At 72.8% G+C, this 24,934-nt stretch carries 25 protein-coding genes; 13 read left to right on the forward strand and 12 right to left on the reverse strand.

What is annotated here, in order from left to right:
* Positions 1-67 precede the first annotated feature (67 nt).
* Positions 68-2,176 carry a hypothetical protein gene (locus ACZ514_RS22370; protein WP_469125479.1) on the reverse strand — a complete coding sequence of 703 codons (2,109 nt, stop codon included), beginning with the start codon at positions 2,174-2,176 and terminating at the stop codon, positions 68-70.
* Positions 2,176-3,807: a hypothetical protein gene (locus ACZ514_RS22375; protein ID WP_469125480.1), complete on the reverse strand. Its 1,632-nt coding sequence runs from the start codon at positions 3,805-3,807 to the stop codon at positions 2,176-2,178. Before ACZ514_RS22375 ends, ACZ514_RS22370 begins: the two co-directional genes overlap by 1 nt.
* Before the next feature lie 96 nt (positions 3,808-3,903).
* On the opposite strand from ACZ514_RS22375, the gene ACZ514_RS22380 reads away from it, so the two are divergent.
* Entirely contained in the window at positions 3,904-4,068 is a 165-nt protein-coding gene (locus ACZ514_RS22380; RefSeq protein WP_469125481.1) for a hypothetical protein, read from the forward strand.
* Positions 4,069-4,072: 4 nt separating this feature from the next.
* Here ACZ514_RS22380 and ACZ514_RS22385 read toward each other — a convergent pair whose 3' ends face one another.
* From ACZ514_RS22385 to ACZ514_RS22415, 7 genes are all read right to left on the reverse strand, one after another.
* Positions 4,073-4,315, reverse strand: a complete 243-nt coding sequence (locus ACZ514_RS22385) for a hypothetical protein (protein ID WP_469125482.1) — start codon at positions 4,313-4,315, stop codon at positions 4,073-4,075.
* Between the two features lie 125 nt (positions 4,316-4,440).
* Positions 4,441-4,896, reverse strand: coding sequence for a protein kilB (locus ACZ514_RS22390; protein ID WP_469125483.1), 456 nt, complete (start codon positions 4,894-4,896; stop codon positions 4,441-4,443).
* Between the two features lie 38 nt (positions 4,897-4,934).
* Complete coding sequence (locus tag ACZ514_RS22395) at positions 4,935-5,276, reverse strand: RRQRL motif-containing zinc-binding protein (RefSeq protein ID WP_469125484.1); 342 nt, start codon at positions 5,274-5,276, stop codon at positions 4,935-4,937.
* Positions 5,276-6,160, reverse strand: coding sequence for a DUF2637 domain-containing protein (locus tag ACZ514_RS22400; protein ID WP_469125485.1), 885 nt, complete (start codon positions 6,158-6,160; stop codon positions 5,276-5,278). Before ACZ514_RS22400 ends, ACZ514_RS22395 begins: the two co-directional genes overlap by 1 nt.
* Complete coding sequence (locus ACZ514_RS22405) at positions 6,157-6,429, reverse strand: DUF6303 family protein (RefSeq protein WP_469125486.1); 273 nt, start codon at positions 6,427-6,429, stop codon at positions 6,157-6,159. Before ACZ514_RS22405 ends, ACZ514_RS22400 begins: the two co-directional genes overlap by 4 nt.
* The gene (locus ACZ514_RS22410; protein WP_469125487.1) at positions 6,426-6,695 is read right to left on the reverse strand and encodes a DUF6284 family protein; all 270 of its coding nucleotides are present in this window, start codon (positions 6,693-6,695) and stop codon (positions 6,426-6,428) included. The genes ACZ514_RS22405 and ACZ514_RS22410 overlap by 4 nt, the downstream gene beginning before the upstream one ends.
* An 85-nt stretch (positions 6,696-6,780) precedes the next feature.
* Complete coding sequence (locus ACZ514_RS22415; RefSeq protein ID WP_469125488.1) at positions 6,781-6,951, reverse strand: hypothetical protein; 171 nt, start codon at positions 6,949-6,951, stop codon at positions 6,781-6,783.
* Positions 6,952-7,878: 927 nt separating this feature from the next.
* Here ACZ514_RS22415 and ACZ514_RS22420 point away from each other — a divergent pair.
* A complete protein-coding gene (locus ACZ514_RS22420; protein WP_469125489.1) occupies positions 7,879-8,475 on the forward strand; it encodes an XRE family transcriptional regulator in 597 nt (198 codons plus the stop codon).
* Between the two features lie 2 nt (positions 8,476-8,477).
* Positions 8,478-8,951: an NUDIX domain-containing protein gene (locus tag ACZ514_RS22425; protein ID WP_469125490.1), complete on the forward strand. Its 474-nt coding sequence runs from the start codon at positions 8,478-8,480 to the stop codon at positions 8,949-8,951.
* Here the strand turns inward: ACZ514_RS22425 and ACZ514_RS22430 are convergent.
* The 3 genes from ACZ514_RS22430 to ACZ514_RS22440 all read right to left on the reverse strand — a co-directional run bounded on the left by ACZ514_RS22430 (position 8,944) and on the right by ACZ514_RS22440 (position 11,943).
* On the reverse strand, positions 8,944-9,522 hold the full coding sequence (locus tag ACZ514_RS22430; protein WP_469125491.1) for an HD domain-containing protein: 579 nt from the start codon (positions 9,520-9,522) through the stop codon (positions 8,944-8,946). The two genes, ACZ514_RS22425 and ACZ514_RS22430, sit on opposite strands and share 8 nt — an antisense overlap.
* Positions 9,523-9,533: 11 nt before the next feature.
* A complete protein-coding gene (locus tag ACZ514_RS22435) occupies positions 9,534-9,971 on the reverse strand; it encodes a winged helix-turn-helix domain-containing protein (RefSeq protein ID WP_469125492.1) in 438 nt (145 codons plus the stop codon).
* 205 nt (positions 9,972-10,176) lie between these two features.
* Positions 10,177-11,943, reverse strand: a complete 1,767-nt coding sequence (locus tag ACZ514_RS22440; RefSeq protein WP_469125493.1) for a dolichyl-phosphate-mannose--protein mannosyltransferase — start codon at positions 11,941-11,943, stop codon at positions 10,177-10,179.
* 68 nt (positions 11,944-12,011) lie between these two features.
* Between ACZ514_RS22440 and rsmI the strand changes: the two genes are divergently transcribed.
* The 10 genes from rsmI (at position 12,012) to ACZ514_RS22490 (ending at position 24,921) form a co-directional block, all read left to right on the forward strand.
* Positions 12,012-12,908 (forward strand): 16S rRNA (cytidine(1402)-2'-O)-methyltransferase, encoded by an 897-nt coding sequence (gene rsmI / locus ACZ514_RS22445; protein ID WP_469125494.1) that lies wholly within the window; start codon positions 12,012-12,014, stop codon positions 12,906-12,908.
* 161 nt (positions 12,909-13,069) lie between these two features.
* Complete coding sequence (locus ACZ514_RS22450) at positions 13,070-13,561, forward strand: hypothetical protein (RefSeq protein WP_469125495.1); 492 nt, start codon at positions 13,070-13,072, stop codon at positions 13,559-13,561.
* Positions 13,562-13,570: 9 nt separating this feature from the next.
* The gene (locus ACZ514_RS22455; RefSeq protein WP_469125496.1) at positions 13,571-14,506 is read left to right on the forward strand and encodes a TatD family hydrolase; all 936 of its coding nucleotides are present in this window, start codon (positions 13,571-13,573) and stop codon (positions 14,504-14,506) included.
* 176 nt (positions 14,507-14,682) lie between these two features.
* Complete coding sequence (locus ACZ514_RS22460; RefSeq protein ID WP_469125497.1) at positions 14,683-16,248, forward strand: ubiquitin-like domain-containing protein; 1,566 nt, start codon at positions 14,683-14,685, stop codon at positions 16,246-16,248.
* The gene (rsmA, locus tag ACZ514_RS22465) at positions 16,245-17,156 is read left to right on the forward strand and encodes a 16S rRNA (adenine(1518)-N(6)/adenine(1519)-N(6))-dimethyltransferase RsmA (RefSeq protein WP_468167705.1); all 912 of its coding nucleotides are present in this window, start codon (positions 16,245-16,247) and stop codon (positions 17,154-17,156) included. Before ACZ514_RS22460 ends, rsmA begins: the two co-directional genes overlap by 4 nt.
* On the forward strand, positions 17,153-18,055 hold the full coding sequence (locus ACZ514_RS22470) for a 4-(cytidine 5'-diphospho)-2-C-methyl-D-erythritol kinase (RefSeq protein ID WP_468167707.1): 903 nt from the start codon (positions 17,153-17,155) through the stop codon (positions 18,053-18,055). The genes rsmA and ACZ514_RS22470 overlap by 4 nt, the downstream gene beginning before the upstream one ends.
* 179 nt (positions 18,056-18,234) lie before the next feature.
* Entirely contained in the window at positions 18,235-19,557 is a 1,323-nt protein-coding gene (locus tag ACZ514_RS22475; RefSeq protein WP_469125498.1) for an acyltransferase family protein, read from the forward strand.
* A gap of 28 nt (positions 19,558-19,585) precedes the next feature.
* Complete coding sequence (locus ACZ514_RS22480; RefSeq protein ID WP_468167711.1) at positions 19,586-21,385, forward strand: ABC-F family ATP-binding cassette domain-containing protein; 1,800 nt, start codon at positions 19,586-19,588, stop codon at positions 21,383-21,385.
* A gap of 189 nt (positions 21,386-21,574) precedes the next feature.
* A complete protein-coding gene (locus ACZ514_RS22485) occupies positions 21,575-23,218 on the forward strand; it encodes an outer membrane protein assembly factor BamB family protein (RefSeq protein ID WP_468699396.1) in 1,644 nt (547 codons plus the stop codon).
* A gap of 41 nt (positions 23,219-23,259) precedes the next feature.
* A complete protein-coding gene (locus ACZ514_RS22490) occupies positions 23,260-24,921 on the forward strand; it encodes an outer membrane protein assembly factor BamB family protein (RefSeq protein WP_468167715.1) in 1,662 nt (553 codons plus the stop codon).
* Positions 24,922-24,934: the final 13 nt, after the last annotated feature.

A 24,934-nucleotide genomic window follows, 5' to 3' on the forward strand; every position in this document is an offset into this window, starting at 1 on the left:
GAGCGTCTTCTACTGCCCACCGGTGTGGGCAGTAGGCAGTAGGCGGTAGCCGCCTGTGAGGGGCCTTTCAGGCGTGGTCGGGGTGGACGTAGACGGAGTGCGGGCCCCGGTCGCGGTAGACGAGTTCGCCGCGTTCGGCGGCGGCCTTGAGGGCCTTGCGGACGGACTCGCGGCCGCGGCCGACCGCGTCCGCGATAGCGGCGGGCTTCATCCCGTCCGGCCCGGCCGCGTAGAGGGCGGTCATCGCGGCGGGCATCCAGTCCGGCCCGCCCTCGCTCCCGGTCTCGTTGCGGTGCGCGGCCAGGTTCAGCCCCGGCCGCTCCGGCTTCTCCGGCGCCGGGGTGTCCTGGGCGGGTTCGGGGGCGGTGGCGAACTCGGCGTCGATCTGCCGCATGAACTCCGCCGCGAGCGCGTCCTCATCCGCCGGTGCGGCGGGTGCGGCGGTGCGGTGGGCGGAGAGGTTCAGGCGCCCGCCCTGCCCGGCCGCCGTGGCCGACGCCGGGGTGCTGTCGCCCGCCCCGGGGCCGGGCTCGGTCTGCTGGTGCTCGTTGATCCACGCGGTGCGGGCGGCATCCCAGCGGCGGGCGTAGTCGGGGCCTGCGGCCTTCGCCGAGATGTCGTCCAGCCGGGGGTGCCGGTCGGACGTAGCGAAGACGATGTCGCGGATCTGGTTGGGCAGGATCCGCCACGTCCCGAACAGGCCCACCGGGGACTCGGGGGTGCCCATGAACCCGGTGCCCTTGTGGGGGGCCTGCTCGATGCGGATCCCGCGGGCGCCGGGGAAGAGCTTGGACAGGTCCATGCCCTCGGTGGAACCGCCGGTCAGCGCGACGCGGGTCTTGGCTTCCCGGCGGATCATCATGTTGCCGAGTACGGAGCCGGTTGCGCCGAGCGCGGTGAGCACGGTGCGGATGCCCATGGCGCGGAGCATCCGGATCACTTCGAGGATCTTCTTGGCGAGCTTCTTCTTCTCGGGCTCGGCGCTGACGAGGATTTCCGCGCCCTCGTCGATGACCAGCATGATCTGGGGGATCTGGGCGCTGACCGGCAGGAGGTCGGTGTTGGCCTTGGCCATGAGGTCTTGGTAGGCCTTCTTGCGGTAGAGACCAACCCGCAGCGCGGCGTCGAGCATCAGGTTGGCTTCCTCGTAGGAGGCGGCCAGCCAGTCGATCCCGGGCCGGACGGCTTTGTCGTGGCCGCCCTCCATGGCGGGGCGGACCCAGGGCAGGCCGGCGGATCCGGCGTTGAGGTCGATGACCCAGGTCAGCATGTCGGTGGCGCGGGCGAACCCGGCCAGGATGACGTGGACCATGTTCGTCTTCCCGGAGCCGGTGGGGCCGACGACGAGCGCGCACTGCTCGCGCAGGTAGGCGCAGATCTCATCGGCGTTGGTGCGGTAGCCCCACGGGATCCCGGTGTGGATGGACAGGGGGCTGTAGTCGGCCGGGTAGGGGATTTCCTCGGCGAGGACGTTCTTGGTGGTGACGTCGATCAGGACGCGGCCCTGGTCGATACCCGGGGAGGCGGCCGCGGTGCAGCCGTGCGGCAGGCGGGCATCGGCCGACAGGCGGGCGTTCTCCTGGGCGATCCGGTCGTAGGTCGTCCCGCCCTGGGGGAGTTCGGCGTCGATGGTGAAGCCGGTGCCGGTGGGCCACATCTCCACCGCCAGGATTTTCACCGTGATCCCGCACACGCGCTGGATGCGGTCGACCCACTCCGCGGCGACCGCCCGCCGCTCCGCGGACAGTTCGCGGGCGACGTGGCGTTCGGCGGCGGCGATGGCCTCCAGCTCCCGGGCTTCCTCGTAGAGGCCGGTGGCGCGGGCGGACGCCCCGATGCCCACGCCGATCACGGCGAGGGAACCGAGGGACGTCCAGGTGAGCGGGCCGGTGGCGAGCGCCCAGGTGGTCCAGCCGGAGCCCAGGAGCCAGGAGGCGGCGCGGGCTCCGATGGTGCGGGCGGCCAGTCGCTGGCGCAGGCCGGTCGCGGTGTGCCCGATGGCGCCGACCGCGCCCACGGCGAGGGCCCAGGTCGGGGGCATGTGGGCGAGGGTGCCGACGGTGGCGACCGCGTACGCGCCGGTGGTCGCGGACAGGGCGCCGGTGATGGGTCCGTGGCCGGCGGCCCAGTCCAGCGCCAGTCCGTTGTGCTCGACAGGCGAGGTCTTGGCGGGCATCAGACGTTCCAGCCCTTCTCGGCCTCGTAGCCGTTGCGGGGGTCCTCGTGCCGGGCGATGTCCGCCTCGTGGACCTGCCGGAACGTGGGGCCCAGCTCCTCGGAGAGGTCCACCGAGCTGGTGAAGACCTGGTAGAGGTCGGAGAGCATGTCCGCGACGACCTTCTCCAGCGGAAACTCGGAGTCGGAGCGCTCGGCGAGGATCCGCAGGATGTTCGCGATCGCCTGCAAGGCCTCGGGCAGGCCCTCCAGCATGGCGAGGATCTCCATGCAGTTCTCCGGTTCGTAGGACTGGGCCGCAGCCTCCATCTCGGCGGCCAGCTCCTCGAACCTGAACCCGGAAACGTTGCTCACGACTGCTCCTTCAGGGGTGGGCGGTGCGGGAACGTGCGTGGTGGGACGCTCGGCGCGGTCCCCGATCGGTTCGTCCTCGTTCTGCTCGGCCACCGCCTGCGCGTCGGCGGCCTCCTCGTCGGCGTCGAGCTGGGCGCGGATCTCCTCGTCGCGGGCTTCGCGGGCAGCGCGGGCCCGGCCGACGAGGTAGCGGTAGAGGCGCCGGCCGGGGTGCATCAGCCAGCCCCAGCCCAGCTTTCGGCCCAGCGGAGTTGTGATCAGTCCCAGCAGACCCGCCGCTCCGCCGAGGACGGCGGCCAGGGCTCGGCGGGCGTGGAAGCGGGCGGCGGAACGCAGCAGGGCCTTGCGTGCGGCCCGCTGGGCGGGGGCCTTGAGCTGCGCGGCCCGCTTGCGCCGCGCGGCCTCCCTCACACCCTGGCGGCCAGCCGCGACGGTCCGGCCCGCGCCCCGGTCCCGTGCCGTTCGGCCGGCGGCCACGGCCTTGTCGCGGATGGCGGCGGCCTTGCCCATGCCCTTCGCCAGGGTGTGGGCGGCCAGGCCCTTGCCCTTGGCCGGGGCGGCGGCCTTCGCGGCCCGCCGGTTGTCCGCGACCTGCCGCCGGGCCTGCGTGGCGGCCGTGCGCTGCGCGGCCCGGGTCGGCGAGGCGCTGCGGGACTGGGCCCGCAGGTCACGGACCTGCCCTGCCCGGCCGCCGGCCAGCCCGCCCACGGCGTTGGCGGCCCGCTGCCGGGCCGACCGCGACGCGGTCGACCCGCCCGCCGCGAGGCTGGTCCCGCTGGCGGCGGAGGCTCCCGGGCGTCCTCCGGCACGGTGACGGGCCTGCCCGCCACCCGCCGTACCGGTCCGAGAGCGGGCAGCGGAGCCGGTACCCCGGCCGCCGGTGCGCGAGGTGCCGCGAGGCTGGGCGGGAACCCGACCCAAAGGGCCACCCCGCCCGCTCGCGGACGTGCCGGAGCCGGTGGCCTTCGCCGGTGTGGTCGCGGCCTTCGCACCGGCCTTGCCCTTGGCGTTTTTGGCGCGCTGGCGGGCGGCGACGGTGCCCAGGACAGCAGCGCCGGTCATGGCGACGGCGGCGGCTACCGGCCCGCCGGCCAGGGCAGCCGTGGCCACCAGGCCCGCGGTTCCGTTGGCCCCGGTCAAGGCGAGCGGCACGACCGGGAACCCGCCCGGCGTGTGCTCGACCTTCTTCGCCGGGGCGGCCTCGGTCTGCACGGCCGGGGCGGGTGCGGGAGTGGTTTCTTCGGGAGGGGCCTGCGGTTCGGTGACGGTCTCGGTCATGCTGAACGTGCTCCCTTCACAGGAGACAGGGGCCCGGCCGGATCTGTAGGAGGTGACGGCCGGGCTCTGCCGAGGGGCGGGACGGAGGGGCTGCTCATGGGGTGGGTCAGGCGCGACAAGCACGACGAGGCGGGCCTGTGCCGCTGGTGCGGGGCATTCATGCGGCACGAAAGCCGCTGGTACCGCCGCTACTGCCGACCCGGGCACCACATGCGCCTGTACTTCGCGCAGACAGTGCTCCGGGTGCTGGACAACCTCTGACCAGTCAGAGCTGGTTGAGCTCCAGGCTGAAGAAGACGGTGTTCGCGGAGGCCATCTCCGGCTGCTGGGCCACGATGTGGTCCCGGAGCGTGACGAACACGTCGTAGCGGGTGGCGTCGGCGGGCGGGGTCCACGTCCCGTACTGCGTGGTCATCGTCCGGCCGGGCATCTCCAGGGTCAGCACCCACATGTGCGAGCCCTGAGCGGCGGTCGGGGTGCCGGCGGCGGCGGAAGCCGTGGTGGTCACTGAAACTCCTCAGAGTCGGGCGTTCATGCGGAGTGCTGGCCGTTGGGGGTAGGCGCACGGGGTGCACATGCCGAGCGAGGCCGGAAAGACGTATTCGGCATCGCTGCGGCAAGAGCTGAGGTGGGTCAGGCGGACAGGACGGGACGTGCTGCGGTGGTGAAGGTGTCGGTTGCCGCGAGGGCCTCGTCCCGGCGGGTGTTGAGCGTGGTGAGGCTGTCGGCGTTGCGCAGGGCGTAGGTGGCCTGCACGGCCTGGTTGGCCGCGTCCTCAAGCTCGGGAAGCAGGAGTGTCACGGTCAGGTGCGGGGCGGTGAGGGCGGAGCGGGTGGCGTGGCTGGCGCTGCGGGTCTCGGCGACCTGGTCGGCCGGGGCGCCGGTTAGGCGCAGGTGCTCGCGCAGCCACATGGCGCGGCGATGGTCCGCCAGCACGGCGGTGAAGGCGGTGACCGCGTGCAGACGGTCCTGGCGGGCCTTGTCCTCACGGGCGATGCGGGCCTGGAGGTGCAGGACCTGGCGCTGAAGCAGGGCGGTGACGGCGGAACCCGCGAGGGTTCCCAGGACAGCGATGGCGGTCTGCCACATCGGGCAACTCCCAAGTCGAAGGCGCGGGAAAGCACAGGTCAGGCGGCGGCGTGCTGGTCGACGGGGTAGGCGCACGGGACACACGAGCCGAGCGAGGCCGGGATCACGTACCCGGCGTCCCGCCCGCAGGCCGGGCAGCGGCGGCGGGCGGCGTTCGCCCGCTCCAGCGCCGCCCGCCGGGCGGGGGTCATGGGCCGGACGGGCTTGGCAAGGTCGAGCCGGTAGAGGAAGGCGACAAGCGGGCCGCGCCGGCGGCGGGGCCGCTCCAGCTGGGCGGCGACGTCCTGACCGCCGGGCCGGAGCCCGGCGGCGCGCAGCTGACGGCGGGTGGCCAGTCCGTCGGGGGCCAGGCGCCAGCGGTAGACGGGCAGGGTGCCCATCAGCCGGTGGCGGCGGGGACGGCACTCAGGTGGGGGCGCTCGCCCTCGCGGGCGGCGAGGATCTGCTTGCGGCCCCAGGACTCACTCATGCCGAACGCCTCACCCAGCGCACGGGCCGACAGAGGCCGTGCGGCCTGTACGGATTCGGCGTACGCACGGCGTGCGTCCTGCCGCATCCGCTCCAGCTCCGCCTCCTCGAACACGTCCGCCGCTACCCCGGCGTCCTCGTCGGGTGCGGGCTGTGCGGGGACGGTGTGCGGGGTGTGCGGGGTGTGCGGATCGTCGTCCCGTACGCCGTCCGCATAGGCGGCGAGCTGCGGCAACGCCTCCCGGACCAGCAGATGCCCGGCCTCGGGAGCCGGGGCCGGTTCGCGGTCGACGGTGACCGTGTCGGGGGTGTGCGGGTGGTGTGCGGGCAGGTCCGCACGCTCCCCGCACGGTGCGGGATTCTGTGGTTCGGGGCGGTGGTGGAGGACCTTTGCGACGAGGTCGGAGCCGAAGTAGATCGACCCGACCGGCAGGCTCGTGGCCAGCAGAACGAGGGCGTAGTTCGCCGGATCCCACTCGGCCAGCCGCATCCAGTCGACCGTGCGGTCGTGCAGTGCGGGCACGAGCCCGTGCACGTAGTTCAGGACCAGGGAGGCGACCGTATAGGCGGCCAGGACGTTGAGGGCGAACCGGCGGGCCTGGCCGGTCAGGACGAGAGCCGCGACCAGGGCCAGGGCCATCAGGCCATCCACGACGAACGGGTAGAGCGTCGCCGCCGTGTCGTCCGCGCCGATCGCCCGCGCCACGTCCCGCAGCGCGTTCCACGAGACCCGGAACGCCATCCCGACCACAGCCACCAACGCCAGCACCAGGAACACCCGGGAATCGCGCTTCATGAGGCATCCCCGATCGGGTGGACGTCGAGCGAGGCGAGGAGCGTCACCTCGACCCTGAGGCCGTTGCGCATCTCCTGCCACTCCCAGATGGCCTCGTCGTCCGCCTCGTAGCCGAGGCTGGCCAGCGCGGCGGTCCGCTCGGCGACCGTCGGGATCGGCTGGAGGCGGTGGAACTCGTACGTCGGCCAGGACTGCGAGGGGCCGTCGTTGACGATGTAGATCTCCCACTTGCCGCGGGGGGAGTTGGTCAGGCGGGCGGAGTGCGTCATGCCGCGTCCCCCGACACCGTCAGGCCGGCGGCACGGTTGGCCAGGTCCCGCCGGGCGTCCAGCACCCGGCCGCGGGCCCGGCGGATGCGGCGGGCGTCGAACTCGGACGGCGTCCGGTCGAGGTGGGCGATCAGCGCGTCCAGCAGCTCGACCTCAGCCAGGACCAGCGGCATCTCGGCCTCGATGGCGTCCAGCTCCGCGTCCGTCGGCTCCAGGTCCGCCGGAAGGCTGGTAACGGGCTTCTGACGTGCAACGATGTGCATCATGAGTCGTGTTCTCCCTAGCAGGTGGACGGCTCGAAGCGGCCCCGGTGGTGGAACACCGGGGCCGCACGCCGTTGAGGCGGGAAGGTCAGGCCGGGCGCGGGGAGTGGTGCACGCTCGGGTGGGTGTGCGCCGGGTCGGTCTCGCAGTCCACGGCCCAGCCCTGGTGGGTCCAGCACGTGGCGCGGTCGTCGCCGTGCATGCCGGCGTCCTCCAGCGCGTTGTCACGCTCGATCGCGGCGGCGAGCTTCTTGTCCATCTCGAACCCCTTCCGGGGCCGGACTCTCCGGCTCCCCTCAGCCCCGCCCGTACACCGCAGAAGCGGCGGACAGGCGGAGGAGGCAACCAGCCGCAGCGTGCTCAGCGCCGCGGTAGGGGGTGACGCGAGGGGCGCGGCCGGCCGCACCGGTCCAGTACGGCCCGCGCCCGCAGATGTCGGTGGAACACAGCAACCTCCACGTAGGGGGGGCAAGGCTTCGCCGGAGCCCCGTTGCCACGGCGCTCCAGGCCCGAGCCTGAGAATCGGTGCGTCATCATCACTGCTCTGACGCCAGCAGGGCGGCGCGTACCGGGCGGCACCTCCAGTCGAAGTGAGGTGTTCTCCAGAGCCAGCACGCAGTTCGAAAGTGTTGCCGCCGACGACTGCCCGTCGCCTGGGGACGGGGGTCACGCCCCGTTTCGTCTTTCTAGAGCCACTGTTGAGTTCTCAAGGAGCGTTGCTTTCCGGCGGCGCGCGGTAGGCATGAAGGCGCTCCCGTAGGCACGGGGCACCGCCGGAGCAGGCAGAGCTCGGTTCGGGTATCCATGCAGGTCAGCGACATGTAGCCGCCGTCCCCGCATGAGATACATGCTTGAACTTGTATCTCAGATTGGCGGTTCCGGATGGGGCTGTCAAGCTCTGTGCCTCAGCCGGTCGCCGTGTGGTGTGTCATCAGAATGCCGCCGAGAGGCAGGACGAAGTCACCGCGTCCCTGGACGACTTGGGACGTCCTGGATAGCGTTCTGGTGGACGACTACGTCCCTAGACGTCCCTGGGGGTGGGATGGCGAACGAGCGGTTAAGGTCCGCGATGTTGATGCAAGGCGTCTCGGTGGAGGCCCTGGCGGAGCACCTTGGGGTTGATCCCAAGACTGTGGAGCGGTGGATTACCAAGGGGCGAGCGCCGTACCGGCGTCACCGTCTTTCCGTGTCGGCCTTCCTGCGGGAAGACGAGAGCTATCTGTGGCCGGAGGGTCTGTCCGAAGGGCAGCGGAGGGATGCCGCTGATGCTGAGGTTTTGAAGGTCTATCCGCACCGTTCCTATGTGCCGCCTGGGCTGTGGCTCCAGTTGTTCGGGCGGGCGGAACGGGAAATCGGCGTCCTGGTGCACGCCGGCGTCTTCCTCGCCGAGAACCCGCGCTGGCCGCAGCTGCTCAGGTTGAAGGCGGCTGGCGGTGTACGGGCTCGCATCCTGCTCGGGGACCCTGAAAGCCCGGAGATCCGACGCCGGGGAGAGGAAGAGGAAATCGGCGAGGGTGTCGCCTACAAGGTGCGGGAGGTGATGAAGCTCTATCGTCCCCTGTATTCGGTTTCGGGGATCGAGTTTCGGCTTCACCGGTCGACGCTGCACAACTCGCTCTACCGGTCGGATGACGAGTGGTTGGTGAACACGCAGGTGTACGGCGTGAGCGCCCCCCTGACACCTGTCCTCCACCTGCGCAAGGTCGCCGGTGCCGAGCTGGTCTCCACGTATCAGCAGAGCTTTGAGAAGGTCTGGTCCGAAGCTGTCCCCATTGAAGGGTGAGCATGAGTCGCCGTACTGACTATTTCGATGATCCCAACGCGCCGAAGGCCAACAGCATCGTTCCGGCCGTGACAGCATTCGTCCTCAACGAGGCGGGCGATGTGCTGCTGGAGCGACGATCGGACAACGGCCGTTGGGGTATGCCGGGCGGTGTCCAGGAGATCGGCGAGAACATCGCGGGCACCGTGGTTCGCGAGGTCTTGGAAGAGACCGGGATTCTGGTCGAGGTCGTCGGCCTGGTGGGCATTTTCACCGATCCCGGGCACGTCATCGAGTTCGCGGACGGAGAGGTGCGGCAAGAGTTCTCACTGTGCTTCCGGGCTCGACCGGTCAGCGGCGAGATCAAGGTGAGTTCGGAATCCCTGGAGGTGCGGTGGATTCCTCGGGCGGAGGTCGAGTCCTTGGACGTCTCGCCCACTACTCGCCGGCGATTGGAAGAGGGGTTCCGGGACTCACCGGTTTCCCGAATCAGCTGAGTCGGGACTGTTCGGTGTCGACGCTCCGCTGGCGTACCCGGGCGACTCGGGCCAGCAGCTCCGGCCGCGCTGCGGAGACGGCCCTGAACACGACGTGATCCGGGCCGTACCGGTCGAGGACCTCGGTCAGTCGGTCCGCTGGATCCACGAGCGTGCCCACAGGGCTGCTGGTCAGGTCGCAGAAGGTGATGGCGTCTACGAGGTGGGGTTCGGCGGGGCCGAACTCCTCCAGTGCCTCGTCCAGCCCCAGCTCTGATGCCTCCCAGGGGGAAGAGGTGTGGAACGCCACGACACTGCACAGGCGCGGATCCGCGCCCACCACGTCACGCAGGTAACGTGCTCCGTCAATCATGTGCTGTCCCGTGTCGACGGCCGCCCGGGCATACCCGACGTCGTGCGCGATGGCGGCGGCGGCCAGTAGCTCCGCGTCCTCGCCCAGAGCTGGGGCAAGGGTCAGGGCCTGCGAGTAGACGCGCTGGGAGTGAGCCCAACGCTTCGGCAGGGGTTCGGCGAGCAGGGACTCGGCGAGGTCGTGCGCCCACTTGGCCAAGTGCATACGAGTGCCTCTCATGCTGTCGAGGATCAGGATGCCGGGCTGACGAACCGCCCGACCCCGTGGTGAGCTTGAACATGCCCAGCGCCTTCCAGCTCGTGCACAGCACGCCGGACGGTGCCTCGCGCGACTCCGTAGGTCTCGGCGAGTTCCGCCTCGCTGGGCAGCCGGGCGCCGGCGGGCAGCTCGCCCGTCCGGATGCGGTCCAGCAGGTCAGTCATGATCCGCTTGTACGGCGCCATCTGAGCGGCGCCACCTACTTGGCGGCCCACTCCGGCGACGGTCGTCACGTCACCGGCCTCCTCCAGTGCGCGAAGCGCGCGACGGACAGTCGTGCGCGCCACGCCGAACTCCCGCCCGATCTCTGCTTCGGACGGAAGGCCGTCCGGGTACGTCCCTTCGGCGATCCTTGCCCGCAGGGCCTCAGCGATCGTCAAGAACGTCCCGCGAGGGCTGGGGTTCGTCACGCGCTCCTCCTTCTTCCGCCTCGGGCGCGGTGGCGCCGGAATGCCGCCGCGCGGTCCAGCTTCGCACGTCGTTGCCCAGGCGGAAGAGGGCAGATCGCGGGGCCGTCTGGGGGCCGTCCGGAGACGGCCCGCGATCACTCACGACCGCCAACAACGACCAAGACGGGCGCCAGAAAAAGTCGGGCGGCGGCCCCCGAATCTGCTGCTAGATCCAGGTATCCAGCCACATCCGGCCACGCCACGAGTCCATGGGCAGGGTCTGGCCGGTGTAGATCGGCCAGAAATAGATGAAGTTCCAGATGATCAGGAGCACCAGGACGCCCGCGCCGATCGCGCCCACCGCCCGCCGGCGCTCCGAGGACCCCGCCGGGCCGAGCATCGCGCCGATCATCATCGCCACCGCCAGGCACAGGTACGGGACGAAGACCACCGCGTAGAAGTAGAAGATGGTCCGCTCCTGGTAGTTGAACCAGGGCAGCAGGCCGGCGCCCAGCGCGCACGCGATCGCCCCCGCGCGCCAGTCCCGGCGGAAGAACCACCGGTACAGCACGTACAGCAGCGCGAAGCAGCCCGCCCACCACAGCAGCGGCGTGCCGAGGGCCAGTACCTCGCGCGCGCACTTGCCCGCCTCGGACGCGGGGCAGCCGTCGGTGCCGGGCGCGGGGGACTCGTAGAAGTAGGAGACGGGCCGGCCCAGGACCAGCCAGCTCCACGGGTTCGACTCGTAGGTGTGGCCGGAGGTCAGGCCCACGTGGAACCGGTAGACCTCCGTCTCGTAGTGCCACAGGCTCCGCAGCCACTCGGGGAGGAAGGACAGCGCGCCGTCCTGGTCGTTCTTGGCGGCCCAGTCGCGGAAGTAGCCGCCCTTGCCGTTGTCCGGGCTGAGGATCCAGCCCGTCCAGGAGGCCACGTACACGGCGAGCGCCACGGGCACCGTCGACAGGAAGCCGGGCAGCGCGTCGCGGCGCAGCATCGCCGCGTACGGGGCGCCCGCGCCGGCGGTGCGGCGCGCGGCCGCGTCCCACAGCACGGTGAGGATCCCGAAGAAGGCCAGCACCACGAGGCCGTTCCACTTGGTGCCGAAGGCCAGGCCCAGGCAGACGCCGGCCAGCAGGCGGTACGGGCGCGGCCCCAGCCGCAGGGTCTCCGCGATCCGCGCGTCGGGGTGGGCGCGGCCCTCCCCGTCGACCGGGAGGGCCGCCGCGAGCCGGGCGCGCGCCTTGTCCCGGTCGACGACCAGGGCGCCGAAGGCCGCCAGGACGAAGAACATCAGCACCAGGTCGAGCAGTGCGGTCCGGCTCATCACCAGGTGCAGCCCGTCGACCGCCAGCAGCGCGCCCGCCAGGCAGCCGAGGAAGGTGGAGCGGAGCAGGCGGCGGCCGATGCGGCACACCATCAGCACCGACAGGGTGCCGAGCACCGCCGTCATGAAGCGCCAGCCGAAGGGCTCGAAGCCGAACATCCACTCGCCGAGGCCGATCACCCATTTGCCGACGGGCGGGTGCACGACGTAGCCCGGGTCCAGGGGGAGCGGTACGGCGTCGGGATTCGACAGGATCGACTTGTCGACATCCTTGGGCCAGCTGGCCTCGTAGCCCTGCTTGATGGTGGCCCACGCGTCCTTGGCGTAGTACGTCTCGTCGAATATCACCGCCTTGGGGCTGCCCAGGTGCGTGAACCGCAGCACCCCCGCCACCAGCGTGACCAGCAGCGGACCCGCCCAGGCCATCACCCGCCGCCAGGTCCGCCGGCTCGGCCCGGGGATCCCGAGCGCCGTCCACAGCTGCGCGGAGGGGCGTGCGTACGGGGGCACGAGGCGGGTGCGGACATCGGTCACCGGCGCGGCCGGCGCGTAGCCGAACGCGCGCAGGCGGCGCAGCCACACGGGCGGCTCGTAGTCGGAGTCGCCTCCGCCCGGCGGGACGGGCGGGGCCCCCGCGGGGCTGGGCGGCGGCGTCGCGGTACTGGTCACCGGGTCATCGTAGGGAACGCCGCTGTGCGAGCCCCAGTCCCCACGAGCCCCAATGAGAGGATGAGCCGGTGACAGCTGACCAGCCCCGCGGTGCCGAAGCCTCCCCCTCCCACGGCGTACTCGTCCTCGCCGGGACCCCCATCGGCGATCTCGCCGACGCCCCGCCCCGGCTCGCGGCCGAGCTGGAGCGGGCCGATGTGATCGCCGCCGAGGACACGCGGCGGCTGCGCCGGCTCACCCAGGGACTCGGCGTGCACACCACCGGGCGCGTCCTGTCGTACTTCGAGGGCAACGAGTCGGCCCGCACCCCCGAACTGGTCGAGGCGCTGGAGGCCGGCCGGCGGGTGCTGCTGGTGACGGACGCCGGAATGCCCTCGGTCTCCGACCCCGGCTACCGGCTGGTCGCCGCCGCCGTCGAGAAGGACGTCAAGGTCACGGCCGTGCCCGGCCCGTCGGCCGTACTCACCGCGCTCGCCCTGTCCGGGCTGCCCGTGGACCGCTTCTGCTTCGAGGGTTTCCTGCCGCGCAAGGCGGGCGAGCGCCTCGGCCGGCTCCGCGAGGTGGCGGGCGAGCGGCGCACGCTCGTCTACTTCGAGGCGCCGCACCGGCTCGACGACACCCTGGCGGCCATGGCCGAGGTGTTCGGCGCCGGCCGGCGGGCCGCCGTGTGCCGCGAGCTGACCAAGACGTACGAGGAGGTCAAGCGCGGCGGGCTCGGCGAGCTCGCCGCGTGGGCGGCCGAGGGCGTGCGCGGTGAGATCACCGTCGTCGTGGAGGGCGCCCCGGCGGCCGCGCCCGGCGACGTGGACGACGAGGAGCTGGTGCGCCGCGTCCGCGTGCGCGAGGAGGCCGGCGAGCGCCGCAAGGAGGCCATCGCGGCGGTCGCGGCGGAGGCCGGCGTACCCAAGCGCGAGGTCTTCGACGCGGTCGTGGCGGCAAAGAACGCGCCACAAAAGATGCCGTGAACCGGTAAAGGGCTAACCTGAAAAGCAAAGCTCAGACCGCGCACCCGGCGTCTTTGGGCATGACTCGGCCAAGGACCGTCCATATCTGGACATGGCCTGATGCGCTCCCGCCCGAAGAGGCGTCCACTGGCAATGGCACCAGTGGAACAAGAGGAGCTGGCATGAGTGAGATCGCAGACACCCCGGTATCCGTGACGGCCGCGGGACCGGCCCCTGTTCCCGCCTCCGGCGTACAGACCGTGCACGAGGCGTACTCCTTCGCGTGCATGAAGTGCGGCTACGGCTGGGAGCAGGCCTACGCGATAGAGCACCACGTCGACGGCAAGGGCGAGCCCTTCATCATGTACACGGTGAACGGCGAGCGGGTGCCCTCCCCGCTGTCGAACCCGACCTGCCTCAACTGCGGCGGACACGTCGTACGGATCATGCGCGAGGGCAAGGTCTCCACGGTGCTCGGCACGATCGACCGGCTCTACCACCACCGCATCGCCCCCGGCATCGCCGGCCCCGTCCCGGCCGGCGAGAACGCCCCCCGCCCCCCGAAGCCGCGCCGGGGCCCGGCGCACGACTCCCGGGGTCCCGTGGCCCTCGACGTCTCCGAGCGGCGCCGCGGCCTGCTCGCCCGCCTCCGGGGCTTCTTCGGGCGGTCATAAGATCGGCTCATGAGCCCCAGCCCTTCCTCCTCCGCGGCCGCCGCCGGCGAGAACGCGTCCCGGACCGCGCCGAAGACCGCGTCGAAGGACGTCCCGCCCCCGCTGCCCGAACCGCTGCGGGTGGCGGTCGCCGACTCCCACACCCACCTCGACATGCAGTCCGGCACGGTCGAGGAGGGACTCGCGAAGGCCGCGTCCGTGGGCGTGACCACCGTCGTCCAGGTGGGGTGCGACGTGAAGGGCTCACGCTGGGCGGCCGAGACCGCGGCCGCCCACGCCAACGTCCACGCCGCCGTGGCCCTCCACCCGAACGAGGCCCCCCGCATCGTCCACGGGGACCCCGGGGGCTGGTCCCGGCAGGGCGCCCGGCCGGGCGGCGGCCAGGCGGCCCTCGACGACGCGCTCGCCGAGATCGAGGCGCTCGCCGCGCTGGACCACGTCAAGGCGGTCGGCGAGACCGGCCTCGACCACTTCCGCACCGGCCCCGAGGGGATGGCCGCGCAGGAGCGTTCCTTCCGGGCCCACATCGAGATCGCCAAGCGGCGGGGCAAGGCCCTCGTCATCCACGACCGCGACGCCCACGCCGACGTCCTGCGGATCCTGCGGGAGGAGGGCGCCCCCGAGCGCACCGTCTTCCACTGCTACTCCGGCGACGCCGCGATGGCCCGCGAGTGCGCCGCCGCCGGCTACTACATGTCCTTCGCCGGCACCGTCACCTTCAAGAACGCCGCACCGCTGCGCGAGGCCCTCGCCGTCGCCCCGCTGGAACTGGTGCTGGTCGAGACCGACGCCCCGTACCTCACCCCCGCGCCCTACCGCGGACGGCCCAACGCCCCGTACCTCATTCCGCTGACCGTACGGGCCATGGCCGCGGTGCGCGGCATCGACGAGGACGCCATGGCCACCGCCCTCGCCGCCAACACGGCCCGCGCCTTCGACTACTGACGGACCGCCGCCCCACCCTCCCCGCGACCCCCGCCGCGCCCCTCGCGCAGCCGTTCGGCCGACACGCTGTGTGGTCGAACGGCTTTGATGCGTGACCCCCGCTGCCGCTAGGGTGCCGTGCCCGAGCAGCCGGGGGCGGGACCAGTGGAGCGAGCGACACCAGTGGAGCGAGCGACGTGAGCGAGACGCAGGGCAGTCACCGCCGTGCCCCCTGGCCGGAGACCCCACCGGAACCCGGCCCGTACGGGGGCCCGTACGCCCACCCCGACCCCCAGGTCCCCGCCCCCCGCGCGGAGGGCCGCCGGGCCGCCCGGCACCGGGCGGCGACCGCGCCCGCCGACACCCCGCCGCCCGCCCCGCCGCTCACCCCGGACCCGGACCGCCCGGACCCGGACCGCCCGGACCCGGACCGCCCGGACCCGGACCGCCCGGACCTTGACGGCCCGGACCGCGACCGCGCCCGCCCCGACCGCCCCGGCGGCCGGCGCAGGGCGCCCACCGGCACCCGCCGCCGCACCGCCGCGGAACCGGCCCCACCGCCCCCGGCCGCCCCGGACACCGACCCCGCCGCCGCCCGCCCGCCCGGCACCCGGGCCGGCCGGCGCAGGCGCTCCGCCCCCGCCCCGGCCGGCGGGGGAGCGGCCGGCGCCCGCGACCGCTGGCGGCGCATCGTCCCCCAGGCCCTCGTCGTGGCCTTCCTGGCCGGCGGCACCACCGCCTTCGTCGCCGCCGACAAAGCCGTCCGGCTCACCGTCGACGGGGTACCGCGCACCCTGCACACCTTCGCCGGGAGCGTGGACGAACTCCTCGAAGCCGAAGGCCTCGGCGTCGGCCCCCACGACCTCGTCGCCCCCGCCCCCGGCTCCGTCCTCGACGACGGCCAGCAGGTCGTCGTCCGCTACGGGCGCCCCCTGCGGCTCACCCTCGACGGCACCACCCGCCAGACGTGGACCACCGCCCGCACCGTGGACGCGGCCCTGCGCCAGCTCGGCGTCCGCGTCGAGGGCGCCTACCTCTCCGCCCCCCGCACCGCACCCGTCCCCCGCACCGGCCTCACCCTCGGCGTGCGCACCGAACGCGGCGTCACCTTCCTGGCCGACGGCCGCGAGCGCACCATCCGCACCAACGCCGCCACCGTCAAGGAGGCCCTCGACCAGGCCGGCATCACCCTCCACGGCCAGGACACCACCTCCGTCCCCCCGGACTCCTTCCCCCGCGACGGCCAGACCGTCACCGTGCTGCGCATCACCGGCACCCGCGAGGTCCGCGAGGAACGCATCCCGTACGACACCGAACGCGTCGAGGACCCCGGGCTCTTCGCCGGCACCGAGGTCGTCGAGCGCGCCGGACGGCCCGGGGCGCGCCGGGTCACGTACGCCCTGCGCACCGTCAACGGGGTCCGCCAGCAGCCGAGGAAGATCGCCGAGGAGGTCGTCCGGGAGCCCGTCACCCAGCGGGTGCTGGTCGGCACGAAGCCGCTGCCCACCTCCGTCGCCGGGGCCGACGGCCTCAACTGGGCCGCGCTGGCCCAGTGCGAATCCGGCGGCCGCCCCTCCGCCACCGACCCCTCGGGCACCTACGGCGGCCTCTACCAGTTCGACGTGAGCACCTGGCGGGCCCTCGGCGGCAGCGGCCGCCCGCAGGACGCACCGGCCTCCGAGCAGACGTACCGGGCGAAGAAGCTCTACGTGCAGCGGGGGGCGAGTCCGTGGCCGCACTGCGGCCGTAGGCTTGAGCGGTGAGCACCGCAGAGCAGCAGCCCCACGAGACCTCCGAGGTCCCTTCCGACGCCCTCCTCGGGCCGGCCGACATCCGAGAGCTGGCCGCCGTCCTCGGCGTACGTCCGACGAAGCAGAAGGGCCAGAACTTCGTCATCGACGCCAACACGGTGCGCCGGATCGTGCGCACCGCCGGGGTGCGTCCGGACGACGTGGTCGTGGAGGTCGGCCCGGGCCTGGGTTCGCTGACGCTCGCCCTGCTGGAGGCCGCCGACCGGGTGACCGCCGTCGAGATCGACGACGTCCTGGCCGCCGCGCTGCCCGCCACCATCGAGGCGCGGCTGCCGCACCGGAAGGACCGTTTCGCGCTGGTCCACTCCGACGCGATGCTCGTCACCGAGCTGCCCGGCCCGGCGCCGACCGCGCTCGTCGCGAACCTGCCCTACAACGTGGCCGTGCCGGTCCTGCTGACCATGCTCGACCGCTTCCCGAGCATCGAGCGGACCCTCGTCATGGTCCAGTCCGAGGTCGCCGACCGGCTCGCCGCCCGCCCCGGCAACAAGGTGTACGGAGTTCCCTCCGTCAAGGCCGCCTGGTACGCGGACGTCAAGCGCGCCGGAGCCATCGGCCGCAACGTCTTCTGGCCCGCGCCGAACGTCGACTCCGGGCTCGTCTCCCTCGTACGGCGCTCCGAGCCGGTGAAGACCACCGCCGCCAAGGCGGAGGTCTTCGCGGTCGTCGACGCCGCCTTCGCGCAGCGGCGCAAGGGACTGCGCGCCGCGCTCGCCGGCTGGGCCGGGTCGGCCGCCGCCGCCGAGGAGGCGCTGGTCGCCGCCGGGATCTCCCCGCTGGCGCGCGGCGAGTCCCTGACGGTGGAGGAGTTCGCGGCGATCGCCGAGCACAAGCCGGCCGTCGGGAGGCCCGCGCTGTGAGCGTGACCGTACGCGTCCCCGCGAAGGTCAACGTCCAGCTGGCGGTGGGGGCCGCCCGCCCCGACGGCTTCCACGGCCTCGCCACCGTCTTCCTGGCCGTCTCCCTGTTCGACGAGGTCACCGCCACCCCGGCCGACGGGCTGACGGTGACCTGCGAGGGCCCCGACTCCGGCCAGGTGCCGCTGGACCGCACCAACCTCGCGGCGCGCGCCGCCGAGCTCCTCGCGGCCCGCGCCGGCATCGAGCCCGCCGTCCACCTCCACATCGCCAAGAACATCCCCGTGGCCGGCGGCATGGCCGGGGGCAGCGCCGACGGGGCGGCCGCCCTGCTCGCGTGCGACCTGCTGTGGAAGCTGGACACCCCCCGCGAGGAGCTGCTCGAGCTGTGCGCGGAACTGGGCAGCGACGTCCCCTTCAGCCTCGTCGGGGGCGCCGCGCTGGGCACCGGGCGCGGCGAGTTCCTCACCCCGGTGGCCGCCGGGCGGTTCCACTGGGTGTTCGCGGTCGCCGAGGGGGGCCTGTCCACCCCGGCGGTGTTCCGGGAGTTCGACCGGCTGACCGCCGGTACGGACGTGCCGGCGCCCGAGGCGTCCCCGGCGCTCCTCGAAGCCCTCGCCTCGGGTGACGCCGACGCGCTGGCCGCCGTCCTGCCCGGGTCCAACGGCCTCCAGGACGCCGCGCTGTCGCTGCGCCCGCAGCTCGCCGGCACCCTCGCGGCGGGCCTCGCCGCCGGGGCCCTGGCCGGACTGGTCTCCGGATCGGGGCCGACGACGGCGTTCCTGGTGCGGGACGCCGAATCCGCCGCGGAGGTCGCCGCCGCGCTGGAGGCCTCCGGCACCTGCCGCGCCACCCGGGTCACCACCTCCCCGGCCCCCGGAGCGACGCCCGTGTCCGCCTGAGCGGCGACCGGGGAAAGGGCTGCGGGGGGCTGCCGGGAAGGCGGGGCTGCCCGGGGAGGCGCGGGGCCGGCAGGCGCGGGGTCGCCCAGGCGCGCCTGCCCGGGCGCGCGGCTACCTAGGCGCGGGATGAGTACCCGCGCCCTGTCGGAGGGCGGGGCGCGGCCGCGACCGTAGGGGCCATGACAGTCAGCGCACGCGGCATGGCCGCCGCCACGCCCGCCTCCCGCGACCGGTACGTGGACCTGCTCCGGGTCGCCTCCCTCGCCACCGTCGTGCTCGGGCACTGGCTGATGGCCGCCGTCAGCACCGACGGCATGGGCAACCTCCTCGCGCTCGTGCCCCCGCTCCAGGTGCTCACCTGGGGGTTGCAGGTCATGCCGGTGTTCTTCTTCGTCGGCGGCTTCTCGCACGCCCTGTCGTACCGCTCGCTGGAGCGCCGTGCCGGGGGCCGGCCCGTGTACGCCGTCTTCCTGCGGGCCCGTCTCCAGCGGCTGCTGCGGCCCACCCTGGTCTTCGTCCTCGTCTGGGCGGCGCTCGCCCTGCTCGTGCAGCTCGCGGGCGCGGACGGCGGCCGGCTGGCGGGCGCCGCGCTGCGGATGGTGACGCAGCCGCTGTGGTTCATCGGGATCTACCTGGCGATGGTGGCCTTCACCCCGCCGCTGCTGAAGCTGCACGCCCGCCTGGGCTGGGCCGCCTTCGCCGCCCTCGCCGCCGCCGCGGCCCTGGTCGACGTACTGCGCTTCGCGCTCGGCGTCCCGTACGCGGAGTTCCTGAACTTCGCCTTCGTCTGGCTCGCCGTGCACCAGCTCGGCTTCCTGCGCGCCGATGGCCGCATCACCCGGCCCGCCCTCCTGGGCGCCGCCGGGCTCGCCGGGGCGGTGCTGCTCGTCGCGGCCGGACCGTACCCGCTGTCCATGGTCGGGATGCCCGGGGAGAAGGTGTCGAACATGGCCCCGCCCACCCTCGCCCTGCTCTGCCACGGCATGTGGCTGGCCGGCGCCGTCCAGCTGCTCGCGCGGCCCACGACGGCCTGGCTCGCCCGGCCGCGGGTCTGGCGCGGGGTCGTCGCCGCCAACGGCGTCGCCATGACCGCCTTCCTCTGGCACCTCACCGCCATGCTCGCCGTGTACGCCGCCCAGCTCGCCCTGGGGCTGCCGCTGCCCGAGCCGGCCACCGCCGCCTGGTGGGCGCAGGTGCCGCCGCGGATCCTCCTGGCGGCCGTCCTCACGGCCGCGCTCGTGGCCTGCTTCCGCCGCTTCGAGGCGCCGCGGCCCGCGTCCGCCGCCCCCGGCAGCGGGCCCGCCGCCGCCCTGGGCACCGCCCTGTGCCTGCTGGGCGTGCTGGGCCTGTCGATGACGGGCCTCGGCGGCCTCCTGGAGGGGCACAGCGCCACCCTGATCGCCCTGCCGGTCACCGCGCCCGCCGCCATCGGCATGGCCGTGGGGGGCGCCTGGCTGGTGGAACGTTCCGCCTCCGTCCGGAGGGTTAGGCTGAGGGGCTGATCCACACCCTTTCCCTGGAGCGCGTCTGATGGCCGTCAATCTGGTCAATGTCGAGGCAGTCAGCAAGGTGTACGGCACCCGTACCCTGCTCGACGGCATCTCCCTCGGCGTGTCCGAGGGAGACCGGATCGGCGTCGTCGGCCGCAACGGCGACGGCAAGACCACCCTCATCCGGATGCTGGCCAAGCTGGAGGAACCCGACTCCGGCCGGGTCACCCAGAACAGCGGTCTGCAGATGGGCGTGCTCACCCAGCACGACTCCCTCGATCCGTCCGCCACCGTCCGGCACGAGATCATCGGCGACATGGCCGACCACGAGTGGGCCGGCAACGCCAAGATCCGCGACGTCCTCACGGGTCTCTTCGGCGGCCTCGACCTGCCCGGCTTCGGCCAGGGCCTCGACACCGTCATCGGCCCGCTCTCCGGCGGCGAGCGCCGCCGCATCGCGCTCGCCAAGCTGCTCATCGCCGACCAGGACCTCCTCGTCCTCGACGAGCCCACCAACCACCTCGACGTCGAGGGCATCTCCTGGCTGGCCGGCCACCTCCAGGCCCGCCGCTCCGCCCTCGTCTGCGTCACCCACGACCGCTGGTTCCTCGACCAGGTCTGCACCCGCATGTGGGACGTGCAGCGCGGTTCCGTCTACGAGTACGAGGGCGGCTACAGCGACTACGTCTTCGCCCGCGCCGAGCGCGACCGGATCGCCGCCACCGAGGAGGCCAAGCGGCAGAACCTGATGCGCAAGGAGCTGGCCTGGCTGCGCCGCGGCGCCCCCGCCCGGACCTCCAAGCCGCGCTACCGCATCGAGGCCGCCAACGAGCTGATCGCCGACGTGCCGCCGCCGCGCGACAAGTCCGAGCTGATGAAGTTCGCCAACGCCCGCCTCGGCAAGACGGTCTTCGACCTGGAGGACGTCACCGTCCAGGCCGGTCCCAAGACCCTGCTCAAGCACCTCACCTGGCACCTGGGCCCGGGCGACCGCGTGGGCCTGGTCGGCGTCAACGGCGCCGGCAAGACCTCCCTGCTGCGGGCCCTGGCCGAGGCCGCCCGCACGCAGGGCGAGGCGCAGCCCGCCGAGGGCTCCGTCACGGTCGGCAAGACGGTGCGCCTGGCCTACCTCTCCCAGGAGGTCGGCGAGCTCGACCCCTCGCTGCGCGTCCTGGAGGCCGTCCAGCGCGTCCGCGACCGCGTCGACCTCGGCAAGGGCCGCGAGATGACGGCGGGGCAGCTGTGCGAGCAGTTCGGGTTCACCAAGGAGAAGCAGTGGACGCCGGTCGGCGACCTCTCCGGCGGTGAGCGGCGCCGGCTGCAGATCCTGCGCCTGCTGATGGACGAGCCGAACGTCCTCTTCCTCGACGAGCCCACCAACGACCTCGACATCGAGACCCTCACCCAGCTGGAGGACCTCCTCGACGGCTGGCCGGGCTCGATGATCGTGATCTCCCACGACCGGTTCTTCATCGAGCGCACCACCGACACGGTGATGGCCCTGCTCGGTGACGCGAGCCTGCGGATGCTGCCGCGGGGCCTGGACGAGTACCTGGAGCGCCGCCGGCGGATGATCGAGGCGGCCGCCCCGGCGCCGGCCCCGGCCGCCGCCGTCAAGTCGAGCGCCTCGGGCGACTCGCGCGCCGCGAAGAAGGAGCTCCAGAAGATCGAGCGCCAGCTCAACAAGATGTCGGACCGCGAGTCGAGCCTGCACGCGCAGATCGCCGAGCACTCCACCGACTACGACAAGGTCGCCAAGCTCGACGCGGAGCTGCGGGAACTGATCTCCGAGCGCGACGACTTGGAGATGCGCTGGCTGGAACTGGCCGAAGAGGCCTGAGTCCGGCGCCGCCCGGCGACCCCGGAAAAACGCCGGCCGGGCGGATAACGGCCGTGTCACGGGCCGGTCCTCCCTTGGGAACAGGGGTGCGACCGGCCCGTTGCGCGTCGGCCACGGGTGATAGAAAGGGTCGGTTCTTCGTCGGTCCTCCGGACCGCCCCCACCGCCCGAACCCGAAGGTATGCGCTGATGACCGAGCCGCCCCAGCCGCCGAACCAGCCGCCGTCCCCTTCCGGTTACGGTCACCTGCCCGGGCCGCCGCAGCAGGGCTACGGCTACCCGCCGCAGGGCGCCAACCCGTACGCGCAGCAGCCGCCGACGGTGCCGCAGCCGCTCGCCCAGCAGGGCGGGTACGGCTTCCCGCCCGGGCCGGGCATGCCCCCCGGCCCGCCGGCGCCGGGCGGACCGGGCCGGCGCAAGGGCAAGGGCGCGGTGATCGTGGCGGCGGCGGTCGCGGGCGTCCTCGTCCTGGGCACCGGCGCCTACTTCGCCTTCCGGAGCGGTGACGACGGCCCCAAGACGCCCGTCGCGCAGGGCTCCACGCCCGCCGACCCCAAGCCCTCGGGCTCCCCGTCCGTGGACAAGGGCGACGGCAGCGGCAACGGCGGCGCGGAGCAGACCGACCTCAACGCGGGCCGCAAGCCCGGCGAGGACAAGGTCATGTGGTTCAAGTCGGCCAAGCTCACCGGTCCCGGGGCCGGCATCCCGACGCAGGGGCAGTGGGTGGTGGGCGACACCGTCGTCAAGACGGTCGACAAGTCCGTCGTGGGCTATGCCGTCACCGACGGCAAGGAGAAGTGGAAGGTCGACGTCCGCGCAGAGATCTGCGGGCTCACCGACCAGACCACCGCCGACGGCAAGACCGTCATCGTCGTCAAGGACGGCGACGGGTCCAACGCCGACTGCAACCAGATGAAGCTGATCGACCTCAAGGCCGGCAAGGAGGGCTGGACGAAGCCGGTCGACAAGGAGAACCTCTTCGACGGCGGCGGTGTCGACGTCGGGCTGGCCCTCACCGGCGACACCGTCGCCGTGAACCGGATGGCCGCCACCAGCGCCTACCGCGTCAGCACCGGCGAGAAGCTCTTCTCCGGCAGCGGCCCCGAGGGCTGCCAGCCCAGCCAGTACGCCGCCGGCAACGGCAAGATGCTCGGCATCGCCCTGTGCATGGACGCCGACAAGACCATCGAGGTGCAGGACGCCGACCCGGTCACCGGCAAGAAGACCTGGTCCTACCGGCTGCCCAAGGGCTGGCGCGTCACCGGCGTGTACTCCGTCTCCCCGATCGTCCTCGACATCGGCAACCGCGACACCAAGGAGCGGGCCGTCATCGCCCTCACCGCGGACGGCAAGAAGCGCTCCAGCATGGCCGCCGAGGGGACCTTCGCGGTCAACTGCGGTGCCGGCAGCAGCGACAACCTCCAGGGCTGCGGCGCCTCCGCCGTCGACGGCGACACGCTCTACCTGAGCACGCTGACGCAGAAGGGCACCAACAACGAGGTCGTCGCCTTCGACCTCGCGACCGGCAAGGCCAAGTGGCGCCGCGCGGCCGGCGACCAGCGCGTGTTCCACCCGCTCAAGGCGGCGAACGGACAGCTGACCGTCTACCGCGCCGGCCTGCGCGACGAGCCCGGCGAGGTCCTCTCCCTGCCCGCCGCCGGAGGCGAGCCCAAGACGCTGCTGCGCATGCCGTCGGGTCCCGCCGCGAAGGTCGAGGGTTCCTTCCTCTCCAACGGGCGGCGCGCCTTCGAGGACGGCCGGTTCATCACCTCCGCCGCCTCGCTGACCGGCAACGGCCAGGAGGAGAGGCTCCTGATGGTCTTCGGCAAGTGAACGAGTCCACCGAGCGCCCCACCGAGAGGCAGTAGCACGCGATGAGTACCCCGCCGCCCCCCAGCCAGCCGCCCTCCGGCGGTTTCGGCGGCCCCCCGCCGCCGCCCGGCCCCCCGCAGCCCCCCGCCCAGCCGCCCACGGTCCCGGCCCCCCAGGCCGGCTACGGCTACCCGCAGCCCCAGGCCCAGCCCGGCTACGGCTACCCGCAGCAGCCGAACACGCTCCAGGCCCCGGCCCAGCCGCAGTACGCCGCCCCCGGCGGCGGCAACGACAAGCGCAACCAGCTGGCGATCGTCGGCGCGGCCGTACTGGCCATGGCCCTGATCATCGGCGGCGGCTTCTGGTACGTCTCCGGCGACGACGGCGGCGCCCAGCCCACCGCGAACGGCGCCAGCGGCTCGCCCGAGGGCGACAAGGGCGGCCCCGCGGGCACCCCCGGCAGCGAGAAGGTCCCCTCCAACCCCAAGTCGAAGCCGCTGGTCAGCGTCCCCAGCCCGACGCCGGCCGACGTGGTCTCCGTCGACGGCTCCTGGCTGACCGACACCACCTACGCCAAGTCCGACGTCGCCAAGGTCGTCGGCTACAACCTGGTCGACGGCGGCAAGAAGTGGGAGCTCCCGCTCCCCGCCAACGTCTGCGGCGCCACCAAGCACATCAGCGACAACAAGACGGCCATCCTCTTCGAGGAGGGCATGGCGACCAACGAGAAGAAGTACCCCCAGTGCACCCAGGTCGGCGTCATCGACCTGAACACCGGCAAGCTCCTCTGGTCCGCCACCGCCAAGTCCGCCACCGGCGGCGACAAGCCGGTCGCCTTCAGCGAGGTCACCATCAGCGGCCAGACCGTCGCCGCGGGCGGCCTGTACGGCGGCGCCGCCTGGAACCTCGCCGACGGCAAGTCCCTGTGGACCCCCAAGACCGACGGCGAAGGCTGCTACGACCTCGGCTACGCCGGCGGCGAGGCCCTCGCCGTCCTGCGCAAGTGCGGCCGCGGCTCCAGCCCGACCCTGTACGCGCAGGCCCTCGACCCCGCCACGGGCGCGCCGAAGTACCAGTACAAGCTGTCCGCGGGCATCGAGTGGGCCGGCATCATCTCCACCAAGCCGCTCATCGTCGCCGCCAACGTCGGCAACACCGCCAAGAACGCCACCAACGTCAGCGACCTCTTCGTCGTCGACGACGCGGGCCAGCTCAAGACCCGCATCGGCCTCGCCGGCGGCAGCTACGCCCCCAAGTGCCCCGCCACCGAGGTCGAGCAGTGCTCGAGCATGGTCGTCGGCAACGGCAAGGTCTACCTGCCGTCCTACGAGCACCAGGGCTCGGCCTCCGTCGGCCGCACCAACGAGATCGTCTCCTTCGACCTGGAGACCGGCAAGGCCACCAGCGACCGCGCCGACGCGGGCGAGCGGTACACCATGTTCCCGCTGCGCATGGACGGGTCGAACATCATCGCCTACAAGGTGCCCCCGTACGACGGAGGCGGCCAGGTCGTCAGCATCGACGGCAAGACGATGAAGGAGACCGTGCTGATGCAGAACCCGGTCGAGAAGGCGAGCCAGCGCATGGAGACCGGCTTCTCGAAGGACCACTCCGAGTACCGGTACCACAACGGGCGCCTGTTCATCTCCCGTACCACGGTGCGCAAGCCGTACTCCGAGAAGTCCACGCCCGAGTACCTCTTCGTCTCCTTCGCGGCGAACTGACGCCGGGCCGCGC

The sequence above is a fragment of the Streptomyces sp. NPDC034086 genome, assembly GCF_055575515.1.

Bases quoted from the DNA above. Each gene is read 5' to 3' on its own strand.
- ACZ514_RS22390 (WP_469125483.1), bottom strand. From the start codon at position 4,896: ATGTGGCAGACCGCCATCGCTGTCCTGGGAACCCTCGCGGGTTCCGCC.
- ACZ514_RS22375 (WP_469125480.1), bottom strand. From the start codon at position 3,807: ATGACCGAGACCGTCACCGAACCGCAGGCCCCTCCCGAAGAAACCACT.
- ACZ514_RS22380 (WP_469125481.1), top strand. From the start codon at position 3,904: ATGGGGTGGGTCAGGCGCGACAAGCACGACGAGGCGGGCCTGTGCCGC.
- ACZ514_RS22455 (WP_469125496.1), top strand. From the start codon at position 13,571: ATGAGCCCCAGCCCTTCCTCCTCCGCGGCCGCCGCCGGCGAGAACGCG.
- ACZ514_RS22490 (WP_468167715.1), top strand. From the start codon at position 23,260: ATGAGTACCCCGCCGCCCCCCAGCCAGCCGCCCTCCGGCGGTTTCGGC.
- ACZ514_RS22395 (WP_469125484.1), bottom strand. From the start codon at position 5,276: ATGGGCACCCTGCCCGTCTACCGCTGGCGCCTGGCCCCCGACGGACTG.
- ACZ514_RS22480 (WP_468167711.1), top strand. From the start codon at position 19,586: ATGGCCGTCAATCTGGTCAATGTCGAGGCAGTCAGCAAGGTGTACGGC.
- ACZ514_RS22405 (WP_469125486.1), bottom strand. From the start codon at position 6,429: ATGACGCACTCCGCCCGCCTGACCAACTCCCCCCGCGGCAAGTGGGAG.
- ACZ514_RS22450 (WP_469125495.1), top strand. From the start codon at position 13,070: ATGAGTGAGATCGCAGACACCCCGGTATCCGTGACGGCCGCGGGACCG.
- ACZ514_RS22425 (WP_469125490.1), top strand. From the start codon at position 8,478: ATGAGTCGCCGTACTGACTATTTCGATGATCCCAACGCGCCGAAGGCC.
- ACZ514_RS22430 (WP_469125491.1), bottom strand. From the start codon at position 9,522: ATGAGAGGCACTCGTATGCACTTGGCCAAGTGGGCGCACGACCTCGCC.
- ACZ514_RS22485 (WP_468699396.1), top strand. From the start codon at position 21,575: ATGACCGAGCCGCCCCAGCCGCCGAACCAGCCGCCGTCCCCTTCCGGT.
- ACZ514_RS22370 (WP_469125479.1), bottom strand. From the start codon at position 2,176: ATGCCCGCCAAGACCTCGCCTGTCGAGCACAACGGACTGGCGCTGGAC.
- ACZ514_RS22415 (WP_469125488.1), bottom strand. From the start codon at position 6,951: ATGGACAAGAAGCTCGCCGCCGCGATCGAGCGTGACAACGCGCTGGAG.
- ACZ514_RS22400 (WP_469125485.1), bottom strand. From the start codon at position 6,160: ATGAAGCGCGATTCCCGGGTGTTCCTGGTGCTGGCGTTGGTGGCTGTG.
- ACZ514_RS22410 (WP_469125487.1), bottom strand. From the start codon at position 6,695: ATGATGCACATCGTTGCACGTCAGAAGCCCGTTACCAGCCTTCCGGCG.
- ACZ514_RS22475 (WP_469125498.1), top strand. From the start codon at position 18,235: ATGACAGTCAGCGCACGCGGCATGGCCGCCGCCACGCCCGCCTCCCGC.